General features: G+C 72.8%; 13 protein-coding genes. 5 read left to right on the forward strand and 8 right to left on the reverse strand.

The features are described from left to right. Positions 1–36 precede the first annotated feature (36 nt). Together rarD and PS271_RS12175 are read left to right on the forward strand one after the other, a co-directional pair. Positions 37–1,110: an EamA family transporter RarD gene (gene rarD, locus PS271_RS12170; protein ID WP_398381947.1), complete on the forward strand. Its 1,074-nt coding sequence runs from the start codon at positions 37–39 to the stop codon at positions 1,108–1,110. A gap of 111 nt (positions 1,111–1,221) precedes the next feature. Continuing rightward, positions 1,222–2,598, forward strand: coding sequence for a M28 family metallopeptidase (locus PS271_RS12175; RefSeq protein ID WP_398381948.1), 1,377 nt, complete (start codon positions 1,222–1,224; stop codon positions 2,596–2,598). 230 nt (positions 2,599–2,828) lie between these two features. Here the strand turns inward: PS271_RS12175 and PS271_RS12180 are convergent, their stop codons facing one another. From PS271_RS12180 to PS271_RS12205, 6 genes are all read right to left on the reverse strand, one after another. Next, positions 2,829–3,713: an ABC transporter permease gene (locus PS271_RS12180; protein ID WP_398381949.1), complete on the reverse strand. Its 885-nt coding sequence runs from the start codon at positions 3,711–3,713 to the stop codon at positions 2,829–2,831. Further along, a complete protein-coding gene (locus tag PS271_RS12185) occupies positions 3,700–4,659 on the reverse strand; it encodes an ABC transporter ATP-binding protein (RefSeq protein WP_398381950.1) in 960 nt (319 codons plus the stop codon). Before PS271_RS12185 ends, PS271_RS12180 begins: the two co-directional genes overlap by 14 nt. A gap of 49 nt (positions 4,660–4,708) precedes the next feature. Then, positions 4,709–5,965 (reverse strand): LolA family protein, encoded by a 1,257-nt coding sequence (locus tag PS271_RS12190; protein ID WP_398381951.1) that lies wholly within the window; start codon positions 5,963–5,965, stop codon positions 4,709–4,711. Between the two features lie 319 nt (positions 5,966–6,284). Further along, positions 6,285–7,295, reverse strand: a complete 1,011-nt coding sequence (locus PS271_RS12195; protein ID WP_398381952.1) for a polyprenyl synthetase family protein — start codon at positions 7,293–7,295, stop codon at positions 6,285–6,287. Positions 7,296–7,761: 466 nt separating this feature from the next. Further along, positions 7,762–8,964, reverse strand: coding sequence for an FAD-dependent oxidoreductase (locus PS271_RS12200; protein WP_398381953.1), 1,203 nt, complete (start codon positions 8,962–8,964; stop codon positions 7,762–7,764). A gap of 135 nt (positions 8,965–9,099) precedes the next feature. Further along, positions 9,100–10,362, reverse strand: coding sequence for a carboxylate--amine ligase (locus PS271_RS12205; RefSeq protein ID WP_120756517.1), 1,263 nt, complete (start codon positions 10,360–10,362; stop codon positions 9,100–9,102). A gap of 358 nt (positions 10,363–10,720) precedes the next feature. Between PS271_RS12205 and fahA the strand changes: the two genes are divergently transcribed. The 3 genes from fahA (at position 10,721) to PS271_RS12220 (ending at position 13,167) form a co-directional block, all read left to right on the forward strand. Then, positions 10,721–11,917 carry a fumarylacetoacetase gene (gene fahA / locus PS271_RS12210; RefSeq protein ID WP_398381954.1) on the forward strand — a complete coding sequence of 399 codons (1,197 nt, stop codon included), beginning with the start codon at positions 10,721–10,723 and terminating at the stop codon, positions 11,915–11,917. Then, a complete protein-coding gene (locus tag PS271_RS12215; RefSeq protein ID WP_398381955.1) occupies positions 11,914–12,582 on the forward strand; it encodes a GOLPH3/VPS74 family protein in 669 nt (222 codons plus the stop codon). The genes fahA and PS271_RS12215 overlap by 4 nt, the downstream gene beginning before the upstream one ends. Positions 12,583–12,648: 66 nt before the next feature. Next, positions 12,649–13,167, forward strand: coding sequence for a hypothetical protein (locus PS271_RS12220; RefSeq protein WP_398381956.1), 519 nt, complete (start codon positions 12,649–12,651; stop codon positions 13,165–13,167). A 51-nt stretch (positions 13,168–13,218) separates the two neighbouring features. On the opposite strand, the gene nuoN is transcribed toward PS271_RS12220, so the two are convergent. Both nuoN and PS271_RS12230 read right to left on the reverse strand, forming a co-directional pair. Beyond that, positions 13,219–14,871 carry an NADH-quinone oxidoreductase subunit NuoN gene (nuoN, locus tag PS271_RS12225; RefSeq protein ID WP_398381957.1) on the reverse strand — a complete coding sequence of 551 codons (1,653 nt, stop codon included), beginning with the start codon at positions 14,869–14,871 and terminating at the stop codon, positions 13,219–13,221. Next, positions 14,868–16,469: an NADH-quinone oxidoreductase subunit M gene (locus PS271_RS12230; RefSeq protein WP_398381958.1), complete on the reverse strand. Its 1,602-nt coding sequence runs from the start codon at positions 16,467–16,469 to the stop codon at positions 14,868–14,870. Before PS271_RS12230 ends, nuoN begins: the two co-directional genes overlap by 4 nt. Position 16,470: the final 1 nt, after the last annotated feature.

The following is a 16,470-nucleotide window of genomic DNA, read 5'->3' on the forward strand; positions in this document are numbered from 1 at the left end:
TACCTTCACAAGGACGCACCACACCTTGGAGGGGACATGCACATACCCGCACCACCACCCCGCACCGAACCCCGTACGGAAACCCGCAAGGGCCTCCTCTGCGCCTTCGCCGCCTACGGCCTCTGGGGCCTCTTCCCCCTCTACTGGCCCCTGCTCCACCCCTCCGGCGCCGCCGAGATCCTCGCCCACCGCATGGTGTGGTCCCTGATCGCCGTCCTGGCCGTCCTCGCCGTGACCCGCCGCTGGGCGTGGATACGCCCCCTGCTCCGGCAGCCCAAGCGCCTCGCCCTGATCGTCCTGTGCGCCGCCACCATCTCCGTGAACTGGGGCGTCTACATCTGGGGCGTCAACTCCGGGCACGTCGTGGAGACGTCGCTGGGCTACTTCATCAACCCCCTGGTGAGCATCGCCCTCGGCGTGGCCGTCCTGCGGGAGCGGCTGCGCCCCGCGCAGTGGGCGGCGGTCGGCGTCGGCGCGGCCGCCGTGATCGTGCTGTCGGTGGTGTACGGGCGGCTGCCGTGGATCGCGCTGGTGCTCGCGGCGTCGTTCGGCACGTACAGCCTGGTCAAGAAGCAGGTGGGGCTGGACGGGCTGGAGTCGATGGCGGCGGAGACGGCCGTGCAGTTCCTCCCCGCCGCGGGATTCCTGGTCTTCCTGGGGGCGACGGGGCACAGCACGTTCCTGTCCCCGGGCGCGGGGCACATGGTGCTGCTGATGTGCTCGGGGGCGATCACCGCGCTGCCGCTGATCCTGTTCGGCGCGGCCGCGGTGCGACTGCCGCTGTCGGTGGTGGGGATGGTGCAGTACCTGGCGCCGACGTTCCAGTTCGTGCTGGGGCTGCTGGTGTTCCACGAGGGAATGCCGCCTGAGCGCTGGGCCGGCTTCGCGCTGGTGTGGCTCGCGCTGGCGCTGCTGACGTGGGACGCGCTGCGGACGGCGCGGCGCGGACGGCTGGAGCTGCGGGCTGCGGAGGCCCGGGCCCGTACGCACGGCGCCACGGGACCGGGCGCGGGGGCTGCCACGACCACCACTGCGGTCTCGGGCGAGCGACTTAACACAGACGTCACATCAGCCCCAGAGACACCAGAAGTCACAGCTCAGGGGCAGTAACCCGCCGCCCGATATCCGGAAACCGGCGTCCCGTGTCCGGAATCCGCCCTTGACGCTCTTTCAGGCCGCCCCCAACATCATGGCCACGTCAAATGGAGTTGGGAGCCCCCCATGCCTGAACTCAACGGACCAACCCTGCCCACCCACCCCCCGAGATCCACGGGCCGCACCCGTCCGGCCGGCCTGCTGGCCACCGGCGCCGCGCTCGCGGCCACCCTGCTCGGCGTCGCCGCCGGCCCGGCCCTGGCGGTCCCCACCACCGCCTCGGCCCGGCCCGCCGTCGCCGCCGGACCCGACATCCCCGTCGCCAACGTCAAGGCGCACCTCGCCCAGCTGCAGTCCATCGCCACGGCCAACGGCGGCAACCGCGCCCACGGCCGCAGCGGCTACAAGGCCTCGATCGACTACGTGAAGGGCAAGCTCGACGCCGCCGGGTTCACCACCACCGTGCAGCAGTTCACCACCGGCGGTTCCACCGGCTACAACCTCATCGCCGACTGGCCCGGCGGCGACGCGGACCACGTCGTCTTCGCCGGGGCCCACCTGGACTCCGTCTCCGCGGGGCCGGGCATCAACGACAACGGCTCCGGCTCGGCCGGCGTCCTCGAAACCGCGCTCGCCGTCGCCCGCGAGGGCTACAAGCCCGCCAAGCACCTGCGGTTCGGCTGGTGGGGCGCGGAGGAGCTCGGCATGCGCGGGTCGAGCTACTACGTCAACCAGCTGCCGGCCGGCGAGCGCGGGAAGATCGACGCGTACCTCAACTTCGACATGATCGGCTCGCCGAACCCGGGCTACTTCGTCTACGGCTACGACCAGAACCTCAAGGCCCTCTTCGAGAACTGGTTCGCCGCGAAGGACATCGCCACCGAGGTCGACACCGAGGGCGACGGGCGCTCCGACCACGCGCCCTTCCAGCAGGCGGGCATACCCGTCGGCGGCCTCTTCAGCGGCGCCGACTACCGCAAGACCGCCGCGCAGGCCCAGAAGTGGGGCGGCACCGCGGGCCAGCCGTTCGACCGCTGCTACCACGCGTCGTGCGACACGTCGGCGAACATCAACGACAAGGCGCTCGACATCGACACCGACGCCATCGCGAGCGCGGTGTGGACGCTGAGCGGCGGCACGACCAACCCGCCGCAGGGCAAGGTCTTCGAGAGCAAGAGCCAGCTGCCGATCCCGGACGCGGGGGCGGCCGTCGAGTCGCCCGTGACGGTCTCCGGGCTGACGGGCAACGCCCCGTCCGCCCTCAAGGTCTCGGTCGACATCAAGCACACGTGGCGCGGTGACCTGGTCGTCGACCTCGTCGGCCCGAGCGGACGCGCGTACCGCCTGAAGGACTCCAGCGGCAACGACTCCGCGGACGACGTCATCGCCACGTACACGGTCGACGCCTCGTCGGAGACCGCGAACGGCACGTGGAAGCTCCGCGTCCAGGACATCGCGGCGCAGGACACGGGGCGCCTGGACGGCTGGAAGCTGGCCTTCTAGGCGGACGCCTGCCGGGCCTCGCCGACGGCCCCTCACCGGCGAGGCCCGGCTCGGCACCGCCGAATCGGCGGACAGTGGTTACTCACCGCTGCGGCGGAGGAAAGGCCCCGCCGCAGCGCCAGGGCGGCTGTTGCCGCAAAAGAAGCCCGCCGCCACGGCGAGCCACCCCCGCGGCGAGCGTCCGGCGGAATCCGCAGCGGCCGCACCCGTACGTACGGCCGAGCCGGCCGCTAGGCCGTCACGTCCCTCGATGTGAACCTCGCCCACGCCGCCGAGCCGAACACCGCCCCGTACAGCGCCTGCAAGCCCAGGTTGTTCAGGAGCTGGTCCCAGTAGACGGGGGCGCGCAGCAGGTCCGCGAAGCTCAGCCAGTAGTGCGGGAAGAGATACGGCTGGACCGCGTGCAGCTGCGGGAACTGGTCGACGATCTGTGCCGTGATCAGCAGCCCCACCGTCGTGGCCATCGCCGCGATCCCGCTGTTGGTGAGCGTGGAGACGAACAGCCCGAGCGCCGCCATGCCCACCAGCGACAGCGCCACCGCCCCGGCGACCGCCAGCGCCCGCAGCAGCCCCTCCCCGAAGGAGACGGTCACCCCGCTGATCAGGGTGACGTCGCCGAGCGGGAAGAGGATCGCGCCGACGGTGAGCGCGGAGGCGGCGACGGTCAGCGTCGCCGCGCAGCAGAACGCGAACGTCGCGCTGAACTTGGCGAGCAGCAGCCGCGTGCGGCCGGCTGGGGCGACGAGGAGGTACCGCAGCGTGCCGGAGCTCGCCTCGCCCGCCACCGAGTCGCCCGCGACCACGCCGACGGCCATCGGCAGGAAGAACGGCAGGGTGGCGGCGAGGGAGGTGAAGACCAGGAAGAGGCCGTTGTTGGTGACCTGGGAGATGAACGCGGGCCCGCCGCCCCCGTGCCCGGCCGCGCCGCCGTCGTCCGTCTCCATCTTCACGGCGATGCCGACCAGGACGGGGACGGCCGCCAGGACGCCCAGCAGCGCGATCGTGCGCCACCGCCGGAACACCGTGCCCACTTCGCTGCGGAAGAGCGACAGCGCCCACAGCGGGCGGGGGGCGGCCCGCACCGCGGCTGCTGTCGTGAGCTCAGCCTGCGACATCGAATCCCTCTCCGGTGAGTGCGACGAAGGCGTCCTCGAGGGAGGCCCGGGCGGTGCCGAAGGAGCGGACGCGGACCCCGGCCCGCACGAGGGCGGCGTTGAGGTCGGCGAGCTCCCGGGCCGCGGCGGGCAGTTCGCCGGTGACGCGGTCGTCGTCGACGGTGAGGTCGTTCACGCCGTGCTCCTTGAGCACGCGGACGGCCTCCGCCGTGTCGGGCGTGGTGACGGCCAGCCTGCCCCGCGCGGAGGAGGCCAGGGCGGCCACCGTGCCCTGGGTCAGGAGGCGGCCCTGGGCCATCACGGCGGCGTGCGTGCAGACCTGCTCGATCTCGTCCAGCAGGTGGGAGGAGAGGAAGACCGTGGTGCCCTCGGAGGCGAGGCCGCGCACCAGGGTGCGGATCTCGCGCATGCCCTGCGGGTCGAGGCCGTTGGTGGGCTCGTCGAGCACGAGCAGCTCGCGGGGCTGGAGGAGGGCCGCGGCCAGGCCCAGCCGCTGCTTCATGCCGAGGGAGTACGCGCGGGCCTTCTTGCCCGCCGCGGCGACCAGCCCCACCCGGTCCAGGGCGGCGTCCACCCGGGCCCGCCGGGTGCGCGGGTCGGCCGTGGGGTCGGCCGCGTCGAACCGCAGGAGGTTGTCGCGGCCGGTGAGGAAGCCGTAGAGGGCGGGCCCCTCGATCAGCGCGCCCACCCGGGGCAGCACGCGCCGCCCGGCCCGCGGCATCTCCTCGCCCAGGACGCGCGCGGTGCCGGACGTCGGCTCGATCAGCCCCATGAGCATGCGGATGGTCGTGGTCTTGCCGGAGCCGTTGGGGCCGAGGAAGCCGAAGACGCTGCCGCGCGGCACGACGAGGTCGAGCCGGTCGACGGCGAGCTGCCCGCCCCTGTAGCGCTTGGTGAGCGCGTGGGTGGCTATCGCCGGTTCCCCGGCGGCGGACAGCTCCTCCATCGGGCCTCCCCCTTGCGGTGTGCTCGCGTGCCGCTGCGGCCTGCTGCGGCTACTTCGACGCGGCCTTGATCAGCGCGTCCTTGGTGACAGCGCCCACGTAGACCTTGCCGTCGTCGGTGACCAGGGCGTTGACCAGGCGGGTGCTGAAGACGTGGCCCGAGCCGAAGGAGCCCGAGACCTTGCTGCCGAGGCTGTCGAGCAGGGCGCCGGCCGGGCCGGCGTCCTTGGTGCCCTTCGCGCCCGCGCCGGAGCCCACGCCGCCGGGGGCCTTGAGCTCGGCTATCGACGTCCAGCTCTTGCCCAGCACGTTCATGCCGGAGAGGTCGGGCGCGCCCGCATCCCGGCCGTGGCCGCCCTCGGCTCCCTTGCCGGCCTTGCCGTCCGCCTTGTCCTCGGTGACCTTCGCGCCCTTCGGCGGCTTGAAGTCGAAGGTGTCCGCGGCGGGCTTGCCGAAGCCGACCTTGGTGAACGCCGCGTCCACGACGGCCTTGCCGCCGCCCTTCGGGCTGAGGGTGAACTTCAGCGGCACGCCGTTCTCGGCGTCCACCGCGATCCGCACCGCGCCGACCGTCGTCTCGGCCGCCTTGGGCTTGATGACGAGCTGATAGGCGTCGCGGCCGGCGACCTTGGCCGTGCCGTCGACCGTCACCGACGTGGAGTCGTCGACCGCGGCGAGCGTCTTCTTGGCGAGCTCCTGCGGCGAGGCGCCGCGCAGCTCCTGCGGGGCCTCCTTGCCGCCGTGCGCGTCCTTGGGGGCGGTGGAGTGGTGGACGGTGTTGCTCTTGCTGTCGTACGCCCAGACCTGGTCGCCGTTGCGGATCAGGCTGTACTCCGCGGCGCGCTCCACGATCGACAGGCGCTGCTTGTCCGGGCCGTCGGCGGCAACCCGCAGCGTGTGCGTGCCGGAGGCGAGCTCGGTGAGCTTGGCCTGCGGGGAGGTGTCCGCCCCGGCGTCCTTGCCGGCGGAGCCGTGGCCCGCCTTGCCGCCGCCCGGGCCGTCGCCCAGCGAGAGGCCGGAAGGCAGCGAGGGCAGGCCCAGGTCGGTGGTGACCTTGACGGTGCCGGACAGCTGCTGCGCGTCCGACTTCGCCATCTTGGCTATCAGGTCCTGCGCGCTGATCTTCGGCAGATCCGGGTCGCCGCTGCTCGCGAGCGCGGTGCCGATGCCGATCGACGCCGCAGCGACGCCCGCCACCGCGACCGGGACGGCGTAGCGGACGGCCCTGCGGCGGCCGTGCGGCCGCCGGGTGCCTTCCCCGGTGCTGGCCGTCCCGTCGGATCCGTGGGTCGGTTCGATGCGTGCCATGTCCTCTACCTCCGTCGTCGGCGGCGGTCTCGACCTGTCGTGCACTCGCCACCCCCCACGGCTCATTGTGAGCCCGGCCGCTCGGTGGTGGAGCGGGGAATCCGGAGGAATCCGGGGTTTTCTCCCCGGCGTCTTTCCGTCATTCCCTCTGCCTCGAGACACTTCGATTCCACCAGACGGCGCCTGCCGGGTCATCAGTCGACAGGATCAAGTCCGTGTACCTCTTGGGTAGGACATCCCCTACGGGCACGCCAACTTTCGGGTGGAACAGCACGCCGATCGGCGTATGCCTCCCGCAGCGCGGGCGGCAGGGGCGGCGCTAGCCCGCGCGGTGCACCACCGCGTCGCACAGGTTCTCCAGGGCGGCCTTGGCGTAGCACTCGGGCAGCGGGGCCAGCACGGCCCGCGCCTCCTCCGCGTACCGCACGGTGTCGCGGCGGGCCTGCTCAAGGGCGGGGTGGACGCGCAGGCGGCGCAGCACCTCGGCGTGGAGGGCGTCGTCGGTGAGGTCGCCGTCGAGCATCTCGCACAGTTCGAGGTCGGCGGCGGAGCCGGTGGCGGCGGCCTGGGCGCGCAGGTGCAGGACCGGCAGGGTGGCGATGCCCTCGCGCAGGTCGGTGCCGGGGGTCTTGCCGGACTCGTGGGAGTCGCTGGCGATGTCGAGGACGTCGTCGGCGAGCTGGAAGGCGATGCCGAGGCGCTCGCCGTAGTGGGTCAGGATGTCGACGGTGCGCTCGTCGGCGCCGGACATCATCGCGCCGTACCGCCCGGAGACGGCGACCAGCGAGCCGGTCTTGCCGGCGAGGACGTCCAGGTAGTGCTCGATGGGGTCGCGGCCGTCGCGCGGGCCGGCGGTCTCCAGGATCTGGCCGGTGACCAGCCGCTCGAAGGCCTCGGCCTGGATGCGGACGGCCTCGGGGCCGAGGTCGGCCAGGATGTGCGAGGCGCGGGCGAAGAGGAAGTCGCCGGTCAGGACCGCCAGGGAGTTGCCCCAGCGGGCGTTGGCGCTCTCGACGCCGCGCCGCTTCTCGGCCTCGTCCATGACGTCGTCGTGGTAGAGCGTGGCCAGGTGGGTGAGCTCGACGACGACCGCGGACGGCACCACGCCGGGGGCGTAGGGATCACCGAACTGGGCGGCGAGCATCACCAGCAGTGGCCGGAAACGCTTCCCCCCGGCGCGCACGAGGTGCTGTGCGGCCTCGGTGATGAAGGGCACGCCGCTCTTGGTGGCCTCCAGGAGGCCCTCCTCGGTAGCGGCCAGTCCCGCCTGGACATCGGCTTCAAGAGCCTGGTCCCGCACGCTCAGCCCGAAAGGCCCGACGACGGTCACGAGGGGTACTCCTGTCTGCCTGCGAACACGGGGTTTGTCGATGTGTCGCTGTCTCCACCGAAAGTCAGCGTATCCGGTCGGCTCTGGATCACCGTGGCCACCCGTCCGGGTTGCGCTACGGAGGGCTCTGCCCGGGCCTCCGCAGCAGCCGGTGCACAGGGGCTTCCGGGGCCCGTTGCGCGATTCGGCGAGTGCGATCTGTCCTGTGCCCCGCAACGCCCTTGGTCACCCCACGGACCGCCCCAACGGGCGGTTTCCGCCCCACGGGTTTCAGCCACCCCCGGCCGGGCCGGGGGCCGGCACCGCCGGGCCCGGCACCGCCGACCGGGGTCCGAGGCGGCGGAGGAGCCGAAATCCCCGCCGCAACGGCGAACAACCACCGACAAGGCGCCCGGCGGTGCCGGGCGCCTTGTCGGTGGTCACGCACCGCTGCGGCGGTGTTCCCGCGGCCGGGCTCGGCCCGGGGTTACGGCAAGGCCCCCACCGCCCTCGCCAGCCGCGGAGAGGCGTACTCCGTGCCGCAGACGAAGCGCATGACCGGGCCGTAGCTCGCCGCGGCCGGCAGGCCCGTGAAGAACAGGCCCGGCACCGACGCGCGGTAGCCGGGGCCGAGCCGGGGGCCGCCCGCGCCGACGGCGAGCCTGGTGCGCAGGCCGTGGCCGAGGAAGTCCATGGCCGCGAGGTCGACGCGGTAGCCGGTCGCCGCGATGACGTGGTCGGCGGCGAGCTCGCCCGCACTCGTGCCGTCCGGGCCGATGAGGTCCAGGACGGGGCGGCCCTCCTCGACCCGGGCCGAGCCGATCCGCGTGCCCTCCGAGACGTGCACCCGCCCGATGAAGCGGTCCCGCAGCCACCACGCGCCGAGGGGGCCGAGCACGCGCCCCACCAGGAACCGGCGGGCCGGCGCCGGAAGATGGCGGAATCCGTCGGCGTGGTACGAGAACGCGTACAGCGACCAGGCCCGGCCGAACGGCGTGTCCGGCTTCAGCCGCGGCTGCCCGTCCGGCGCCGCCCCGAAACGGACCGCACCCTTCCGGCGGGCGACCACCCGGACCGACGCCGCCCCGGCGTCGGCGAGCAGCACGGCCGTCTCCAGCGCCGACTGCCCGGCGCCGACGACCACCACCTCGCGCCCCGCGAACCGCGTCAGGTCCCGGTGCTGGGAGCTGTGCGAGACCGGGCCCACGACGGAGGGGCCGTCCGGGACGGCCGCGGCCAGCTCGGGCGGGAGCTGGGCCAGCCCGCTGAGGCCGCTGGCGATCACCACCGCGCGGGCGGCGAACTGCTCCCCGGAGTCGAGCTTCAGCTCGAAGTCCGCGGCCCGCCGGTCCACGGACACCACGCGCACCTGCTCCAGCTCCGGCACGAGGCGCTCCTGGAACCACAGGCCGTAGCGCGAGAAGGCTTCGACCGGAATGGTGTCCCAGTCCGACTCGAAGCGCCGCTCGCCGGTCTCCCGGCAGAAGTCGAGCAGGGTGTGCCCCGGCTGCGGGGCGTCGATGCTCGAGGCCGAAGGGGTGGATTTGAGAATCATCCCGGCGGGCATGTTCTCGCGCCAGCTCACCATCGGCGAGCCGAAGACGCGGATCCCTATCCCGCGGGCCCGCAGATGGGCGGCGGTCGACAGACCGTACGGGCCGGCCCCGATGACTGCTACGGGAAGTGTCACGAGTCCCCTCCCAGGGCGTTCCTCACTGGCTGCTCATTGCTCGGTGATCGTTACGCTCGGTGCTCGTTGGTCGTTGCGCGCTGCTCAGCTACTCACCGGTGGAAAAGGCCGGTTACTCGTCGACGGATGCGCCGGTCATTCGGCGACGGACGCCGCCGCCCGCCTGGAGCGCCACATCTGCCACAGATGCCGCACGCCCGGCCGGACGAACCGGGCGAGCATCGTGAAGAACGGCTTCATGTCGTCCCGCGCGACCCAGGCCAGCTCCGTGCTGCTGGGACGGGCGGGCGCGTGCGGGGTGGTGTAGCCGCTGCGGCGGTACGCGGCGAGGGCGGGCAGGTCGATGTTCTCCACGACGAACCGCCGCCCGGCCGGCTGCTCGCCCTCCGGGACCCTGCGCCCGGTCAGGTCGAGGTGCTGGGCCCGGACGACGTCCACGCCCGACTCGCTCTCGAAGAGCCGGAACTGCGCGCCCATCCGGGGGTTGAAGTCCAGCAGCTTGTACCGCCCGTCGCGGCGGTCGAACCGCCAGTCCAGGTCGATGATGCCGCTGAAGCCGATCTGCTTGATGAACTGGGCCGTCATATCGGCCAGTTCGGGATTGTCCACGACGTACGCGTTGGCGGTCATGCCCGCGTGCGGCGGCCAGGAGCGCACCTTCACGCCCGTGAACATCGCCAGCGGCGTGCTCTCGGCGTCGAAGTACGCGTGGACGATCCAGTCCTCCGCCTGCTCGCGGGGCAGGTACTCCTGGAGGATCACGCCGGGCGACGGGCCCCAGTCCTGCGCCAGCCGCAGCAGCTCGCGCGGCCCGTGGATCCGGGTGGTGCCGTGCACGGCGGGCTTGCGGCGGCGCTCGAACGCCTCCCGGTTCTTGGCGACGAGGGGGAAGCGGACGCGCTCCGCGAACTCCTCGATCTCCTCGAACGACGCCGGGAACAGCGCCTCCGGCGACGGCACCCCGTGCTCCACGCAGAGCTCGTGCAGCCCCTGCTTGCTCGCCAGCCGCCGCGGCAACTCCGGCTCCACCCGAGGGAAGAGGAAGCTCCCGGACAGCTCCGCGGAGTGCTCCGCGATGAGCACCGCGGCCTCTTCGTCGGTGGGGATCAGCACGGCCGGCCGGCCGATCTCGCGGCCGATCCGCAGCAGGCCCTCGACCAGCTCGGCGGGCTGCTCCGTGCCCGTCGTCCGCCAGACGAAGCCGCCGCGGAGATAGCGGGAGACGGCCGCCGGGGTCCAGCGGTCCTCCGTGATCGCGTACATGGGGACGCCGAGTCTGCCGAGGCTGCGGATCGCGCCCACCCCGCCGTGGTGCAGGGGATAGTCGCCGATCTTCACGATCAGTCCCGGAACGGACCGGTCCGCCGCGATGGGCGTGCTCCTGCTCGCCACCAGCATCCCCCTCGGCCCCTCAGCCGCAGCGGCCCCCCACTGTGCCTGGCCCGATTAAGGACGCTACTTCGGAATCGCCGCTTCCAGCAAGGAATTACCGGATATTGCAACGCTCTTTAGCCTAAGGCCGGACGGTGGTTCGGACAGCGGTTCGGAGGCCGGTCCGCGTGGGCTGCGGGCAGCCGTTCGGGGCGCCGCGCGGGACCCTCCCCACGCCGCCCGCAGGGGCCCTCCCGGCACCCCGCACAAGCACCCTCCTGACACCCCTTGCCTGGTGGCCACCAGCACGTAATGTGGGCCGCGGGCCCCCACCCGGGCCCCACCGGCTTCCCGGAGCGTCCAGGAGAGAGCGAGGCAGCGTTCCATGCCCCAGCACAGCCCCCGCGAGCTGCCCGAAGGCGACCCCTTCGGCGCGGACACCCTCCCGTACGGCGTCTTCACCACCGCGGACGCCCCGGACCGGCCCCGCATCGGCGTCCGCTACGGCGACTCCGTCCTCGACGCGGCGGCCGCGGCCGACGCGCACGGCTCCGCGCACGCCGGGCTGCTGGCGGCCCCGACGCTCAACCCCCTCCTGGCCGCCGGCCGGCCCGTCTGGCAGGCCGTGCGCGCCGAGGTCCGCTCCTGGCTGGCCGACGGGACCTTCCACCCGCTCTCCGAGGTGACGCTGCACCTGCCGTTCGAGGTCGCCGACTACGTCGACTTCTACTCCAGCGAGCACCACGCCACCAACGTCGGCCGCATCTTCCGCCCCGACGGCGACGCCCTCACGCCGAACTGGAAGCACCTGCCGATCGGTTACCACGGCCGCGCCGGCACCGTCGTCGTCAGCGGCACCGACATCGTGCGCCCCCAGGGACAGCGCAAGGCGCCCGCAGACGCCCTTCCCTCCTTCGGGCCCTCGCGCCGCCTCGACATCGAGGCCGAGGTCGGCTTCGTCGTCGGCACGCCCGCGAACGCCCCGGTCGGCCTCGCGGACTTCCGCGAGCACGTCTTCGGCGTCTGCCTCGTCAACGACTGGTCGGCCCGCGACCTCCAGGCCTGGGAGTACGTGCCCCTCGGCCCGTTCCTCGGCAAGTCCTTCGCCACCTCGGCCTCCGCCTGGATCACCCCGCTCGACGCCTTCGACGAGGCCCGCACGGCGCCGCCGGAGCGCACCCACCCGCTCCTGCCCTACCTCGACGACGCCGCGGCCGAGCCCGGCGGCCTCGACCTGCACATCGAGGTGAGCATCAACGGCGAGACGGTCTCCCGGCCGCCGTTCTCCGCCATGTACTGGACCGCGGCGCAGCAGCTGGCGCACATGACGGTCAACGGCGCCACCCTGCGCACCGGCGACCTCTACGCCTCCGGCACGGTCAGCGGCCCCGAGCCGGACCAGCTGGGCTGCCTCCTCGAACTGACCGCGGGCAAGGGCCCGTGGCTGGAGGACGGCGACGAGGTCACGCTCACGGCGTGGGCGCCCGGCCCCGGCGGCGCGCGGATCGGCCTCGGCGAGGTCACCGGCCGCATCCTCCCGGTCCGCGAGGGCGTTCCGGCCACCGGCACCGTGACGCCATGACCGGCGGCGCCCCGGCCCTGCTGCTCCCCGAGGAACTGCTGCTGCTCTGCTTCGACCCGGTCAGCGGGCGCAAGCTGATGCGCGCCGGCCACTCCTCGGGGTACGGCGCGGCCGGGGCGGTGCTGGCCGAACTGCGGCTGGCCGGACGGGTCGTGGAGGAGCGCGGCCGGGTGCTGGTGACGAACCCGCTGCCGCCGGAGGACCCGCTGCTGGCCATGGCGATGGCGAGCCTGCCGCAGCCCGGCAAGGGCCGCGGCGGGCCGCGCACGGCCGCCTGGGTACGGAGCGCCTCGCGGCACCTCGAAGAGCCGTGGCTGGCCCGGCTCGCGGAGAAGGGCGCGCTGCGCCTCGAAACGCGCCGCTTCCTCGGCGTCGTCCCGTACCGCCGCGACTCCATGGGCCCGGTGGACCTGACGACGGCGGCACGGGAACGCTTCGAACTGGCCCGGCGCGGAGGCTTCGCCGATCCGCGCGACCGCGCGCTCGCCGCGCTGGCGTCCGCCGTCGGCATATCGGGGGCGCTCTGCCCCGGCTGGGGCCGCCGGCACCAGCGGCAGGCGATGCACCGGCTCATGCGTGCGGACTGGGCGGCGCGGGCCGTGCACAAGAACCGGATGCGCGACAGCGCGGATTCGAGCGGGGCCGGGGCCGGGGGCGCGGGCTGAGTCCTCCCCGAGCGGCGGACCGGGGCTGCTAACTTGTCATGCCCTGAACCAGCCCTAAGGAGAGACGTGCGCAAGGCAGTACAGATCACGGGGGCGGCGCTCTGCGCCGCTGTGCTGATGACCGGTTGCAGCAGCGGGAGCGACGGCGGCAAGAAGGACGACAAGCCGGCCGGAGGCGCCACGCCGGCCTCCCAGGCCCCGGCGGAGCAGCCGTCGGCGCCCGCGGCCGGCGGCAAGCGCGTCACCGCGGCCGAGCTCGCGGGCGGCTGGTCCAACGGCGGCAAGCTCGCCGACCAGAGCATCGTCATCCTGTCGTTCGCCCAGAACACGGTGATGCTCAGCGGGAAGACCGCCTGCTCGGGCACGCTCGTCGACAACGCCCAGCCGGCGACGATCAGCATCAAGCACTGCCAGGGCGGCGGCACGGACTACACCACGGGCACCATCAAGGACTTCGACGGCAAGTCCTTCACCGTGGCCTGGGCCTCCGGCAAGCAGGACAAGATGAGCAAGACGGTCGGCGGCGACGGCAAGCCGACCGGTCTGCCGGGCGGCATCCAGATCCCGCCGAAGCCCGCGGGCTGACACAGCACTTCGCCCCGGCCCCGGGGAGGGGGCCGGGGCGAAGACCCGCCGTCAGCGGACGAACACCCCCGCCTGGCCGGCCAGATCGAGGAAGTACTGCGGCGCCACGCCCAGCACCAGGGTGACGGCAACGCCGATCGCGATCGCCGAGGACGTCAGCGGACTCGGGACGGCGACCGTCGGCCCGTCCTCCTTCGGCTCGCTGAAGAACATCAGCACGATCACCCGGACGTAGAAGAACGCGGCGATCGCCGAGGACACCACACCGACGATGACCAGCGGACCCGCCCCGCCCTGCGCCGCCGCCTTGAACACCGCGAACTTCCCCGCGAACCCGCTCGTCAGCGGAATGCCCGCGAAGGCCAGCAGGAACACCGCGAACGTCGCCGCCGTGAGCGGCGAACGGCGGCCCAGCCCCGCCCACTTGGACAGGTGCGTGGCCTCGCCGCCCGCGTCGCGCACCAGCGTCACGACCGAGAACGCGCCGAGCGTGACGAACGCGTACGCCCCCAGGTAGAACAGCACGGACGACACGCCGTCGGGCGTCGTCGCGACGACACCGGCGAGGATGAACCCGGCGTGGGCGATGGAGGAGTAGGCCAGCAGCCGCTTCACGTCGGTCTGGGTGACGGCCACGATCGCGCCCACCAGCATGGTGACGATCGCGACGCCCCACATCACCGGCCGCCAGTCCCAGCGCAGCCCCGGCAGGACCACGTACAGCAGGCGCAGCAGCGCGCCGAAGCCGGCGACCTTGGTCGCCGCGGCCATGAAGCCCGTGACGGGCGTGGGGGCGCCCTGGTAGACGTCCGGGGTCCACATGTGGAAGGGCACCGCGCCGACCTTGAAGAGCAGGCCCATCAGGACGAGCGCGCCGCCGATCAGCAGCAGGGCGTCGTTGCCGGTGGTGGCGGCGAGGGCCGGGTCGAGCGTCCGGACGCTGCCGTTCACGACGTCGGCGATGCCGGAGTACGTGACCGTGCCCGCGTAGCCGTAGAGCAGGGCCACGCCGAAGAGCAGGAAGGCCGAGGAGAAGGCGCCGAGCAGGAAGTACTTGACGGCCGACTCCTGCGACAGGAGCCGCTTGCGGCGGGCCAGCGCGCACAGGACGTACAGCGGGAGGGAGAAGACCTCCAGGGCGACGAAGAGCGTCAGCAGGTCGTCCGCGGCGGGGAAGACGAGCATGCCGCCCACCGCGAAGAGCACGAGCGGGAACACCTCGGTGGTGGTGAAGCCCGCCCTGACCGCGTCCTGCTCGGCCCGGCCGCCGGGCACGGCGGCGCCCTGGGCCGCGAAGGAGTCGACGGGCCGGCCGTGCGCCGCCGGGTCCAGGCGCCGCTCGGCGAAGGTGAACACGGCGACCAGGGAGACCAGGAGAATGGTGCCCTGGAGGAACAGCGCCGGGCCGTCCACGGCGACGGCGCCCATCGCGGCGGCGTGCGCCTTGCCCGTGGCGTAGCCGCCGGCTGCGAGGGCGACGACGGCGGCGAAGGCCGCGGCCAGCGCGACGCAGGTCAGCAGCGTCTGTGCGGCGTAGCGGGCGCGCCGCGGGAGGAACGCCTCCACGAGGATGCCGAGCACCGCGGCGCCGAGCACGATCAGCGTCGGGGACAGCTGGGCGTACTCGATGTGCGGCGCCGGGATCTTCTGCGGCGCGTCCGCCGACATCGTCCACAGGCTGTGGACGGATGCTGCGTGGCTCACTTCGCGGCCTCCACATCGTTCACGTCGGGCTTGGGGTCGGCCTGGTGCACCTGCGACATCGTGTGCCGCACCGCCGGGTCGAGGATCTCCGTCACCGGCTTGGGGTAGACGCCGAGGACGAGCAGGAGGGCGATCAGCGGGGCGACGACGGCCAGCTCGCGCGCCCTGAGGTCGGGCATGCCCCGCACCTCCTCCTTCACCGGCCCGGTCATGGTGCGCTGGTAGAGCACGAGGACGTACAGCGCGGCCAGCACGATGCCGAGCGTGGCCACGATGCCGGCGGCCGGATAGCGGCTGAACGTGCCGACGAGGACGAGGAATTCGGAGACGAAGGGCGCGAGGCCGGGCAGCGACAGCGTCGCGAGGCCGCCGACGAGGAACGTGCCGGCGAGCACCGGGGCGACCTTCTGCACGCCGCCGTAGTCCGCGATGAGCCGCGAGCCGCGGCGGGAGATCAGGAAACCCGCCACCAGCATCAGGGCGGCCGTGGAGATGCCGTGGTTGACCATGTAGAGCGTCGCGCCGCTCTGGCCCTGGCTGGTCATCGCGAAGATGCCGAGCACGATGAAGCCGAAGTGCGAGATCGAGGCGTACGCGACCAGCCGCTTGATGTCCCGCTGCCCGACCGCGAGCAGCGCCCCGTACAGGATGCTGATCAGCGCCAGGGCGACGATGACGGGGGTGGCCCACTTCGAGGCCTCCGGGAAGAGCTGGAGGCAGAAGCGGAGCATCGCGAACGTGCCGACCTTGTCGACCACGGCGGTGATCAGCACGGCGACGGGGGCGGTGGCCTCGCCCATGGCGTTGGGCAGCCAGGTGTGCAGCGGCCACAGCGGCGCCTTCACGGCGAAGGCGAAGAAGAAGCCGAGGAACAGGGCGCGTTCGGTGGTGGTCGCGATGTCGAGCTTGCCGGCGGCGCGGGCCTGGACGATCTCCTGGAGGGAGAAGGTGCCGCTGCCGAGCTGGTCGGCGGTGACCGCGTACAGCCCGATGACGGCGGCCAGCATGATCAGCCCGCCGACGAGGTTGTAGAGGAGGAACTTCACGGCGGCGTACGAGCGCTGGGCCGCCGCGCCCGCGTCGCCGTTCCCGGCCGCCCCGTCCCCGAAGCCGCCGATGAGGAAGTACATCGGGATGAGCATGGCTTCGAAGAAGATGTAGAAGAGGAAGACGTCGGTGGCCTCGAAGGAGATCACCACCATCGCCTCGACCATGAGGATCAGCGCGAAGAAGCCCTGGGTGGGACGCCAGCGCGAGGACCCACTCTCCTGGGGGTCGGCGTCGTGCCAGCCGGCCAGCATGATGAAGGGGATCAGCAGGGCGGCCAGCGCGATGAGGACCACCGCGATGCCGTCCACGCCCAGTTCGTAGCGGACCCCGAAGTCCGCGATCCAGGCGTGCGACTCCGTGAGCTGGAAGGGCCCCTTGGCGTCGGGGTCGAAGCGCACGAGCTGGACGGCCGCCAGGGCGAGCGTCGCGAGCGAGAAGACGAACGCGAGCCACTTGGCGGCGGTGCGCCGCCCGGCCGGCACGGCCGCGGTGACGACCGCGCCGACCGCGGGGACCGCGGCCGTGAGCGTGAGCAGGGGAAAGGCCATG

This window comes from Streptomyces sp. SCA2-17, assembly GCF_044336695.1.

What these genes read in the sequence shown, in the direction of transcription:
- rarD (WP_398381947.1), top strand. Translation starts at nt 37, where the DNA reads ATGCACATACCCGCACCACCACCCCGCACCGAACCCCGTACGGAAACC.
- PS271_RS12175 (WP_398381948.1), top strand. Translation starts at nt 1,222, where the DNA reads ATGCCTGAACTCAACGGACCAACCCTGCCCACCCACCCCCCGAGATCC.
- PS271_RS12180 (WP_398381949.1), bottom strand. Translation starts at nt 3,713, where the DNA reads ATGTCGCAGGCTGAGCTCACGACAGCAGCCGCGGTGCGGGCCGCCCCC.
- PS271_RS12185 (WP_398381950.1), bottom strand. Translation starts at nt 4,659, where the DNA reads ATGGAGGAGCTGTCCGCCGCCGGGGAACCGGCGATAGCCACCCACGCG.
- PS271_RS12190 (WP_398381951.1), bottom strand. Translation starts at nt 5,965, where the DNA reads ATGGCACGCATCGAACCGACCCACGGATCCGACGGGACGGCCAGCACC.
- PS271_RS12205 (WP_120756517.1), bottom strand. Translation starts at nt 10,362, where the DNA reads ATGCTGGTGGCGAGCAGGAGCACGCCCATCGCGGCGGACCGGTCCGTT.
- fahA (WP_398381954.1), top strand. Translation starts at nt 10,721, where the DNA reads ATGCCCCAGCACAGCCCCCGCGAGCTGCCCGAAGGCGACCCCTTCGGC.
- PS271_RS12215 (WP_398381955.1), top strand. Translation starts at nt 11,914, where the DNA reads ATGACCGGCGGCGCCCCGGCCCTGCTGCTCCCCGAGGAACTGCTGCTG.
- PS271_RS12230 (WP_398381958.1), bottom strand. Translation starts at nt 16,469, where the DNA reads ATGGCCTTTCCCCTGCTCACGCTCACGGCCGCGGTCCCCGCGGTCGGC.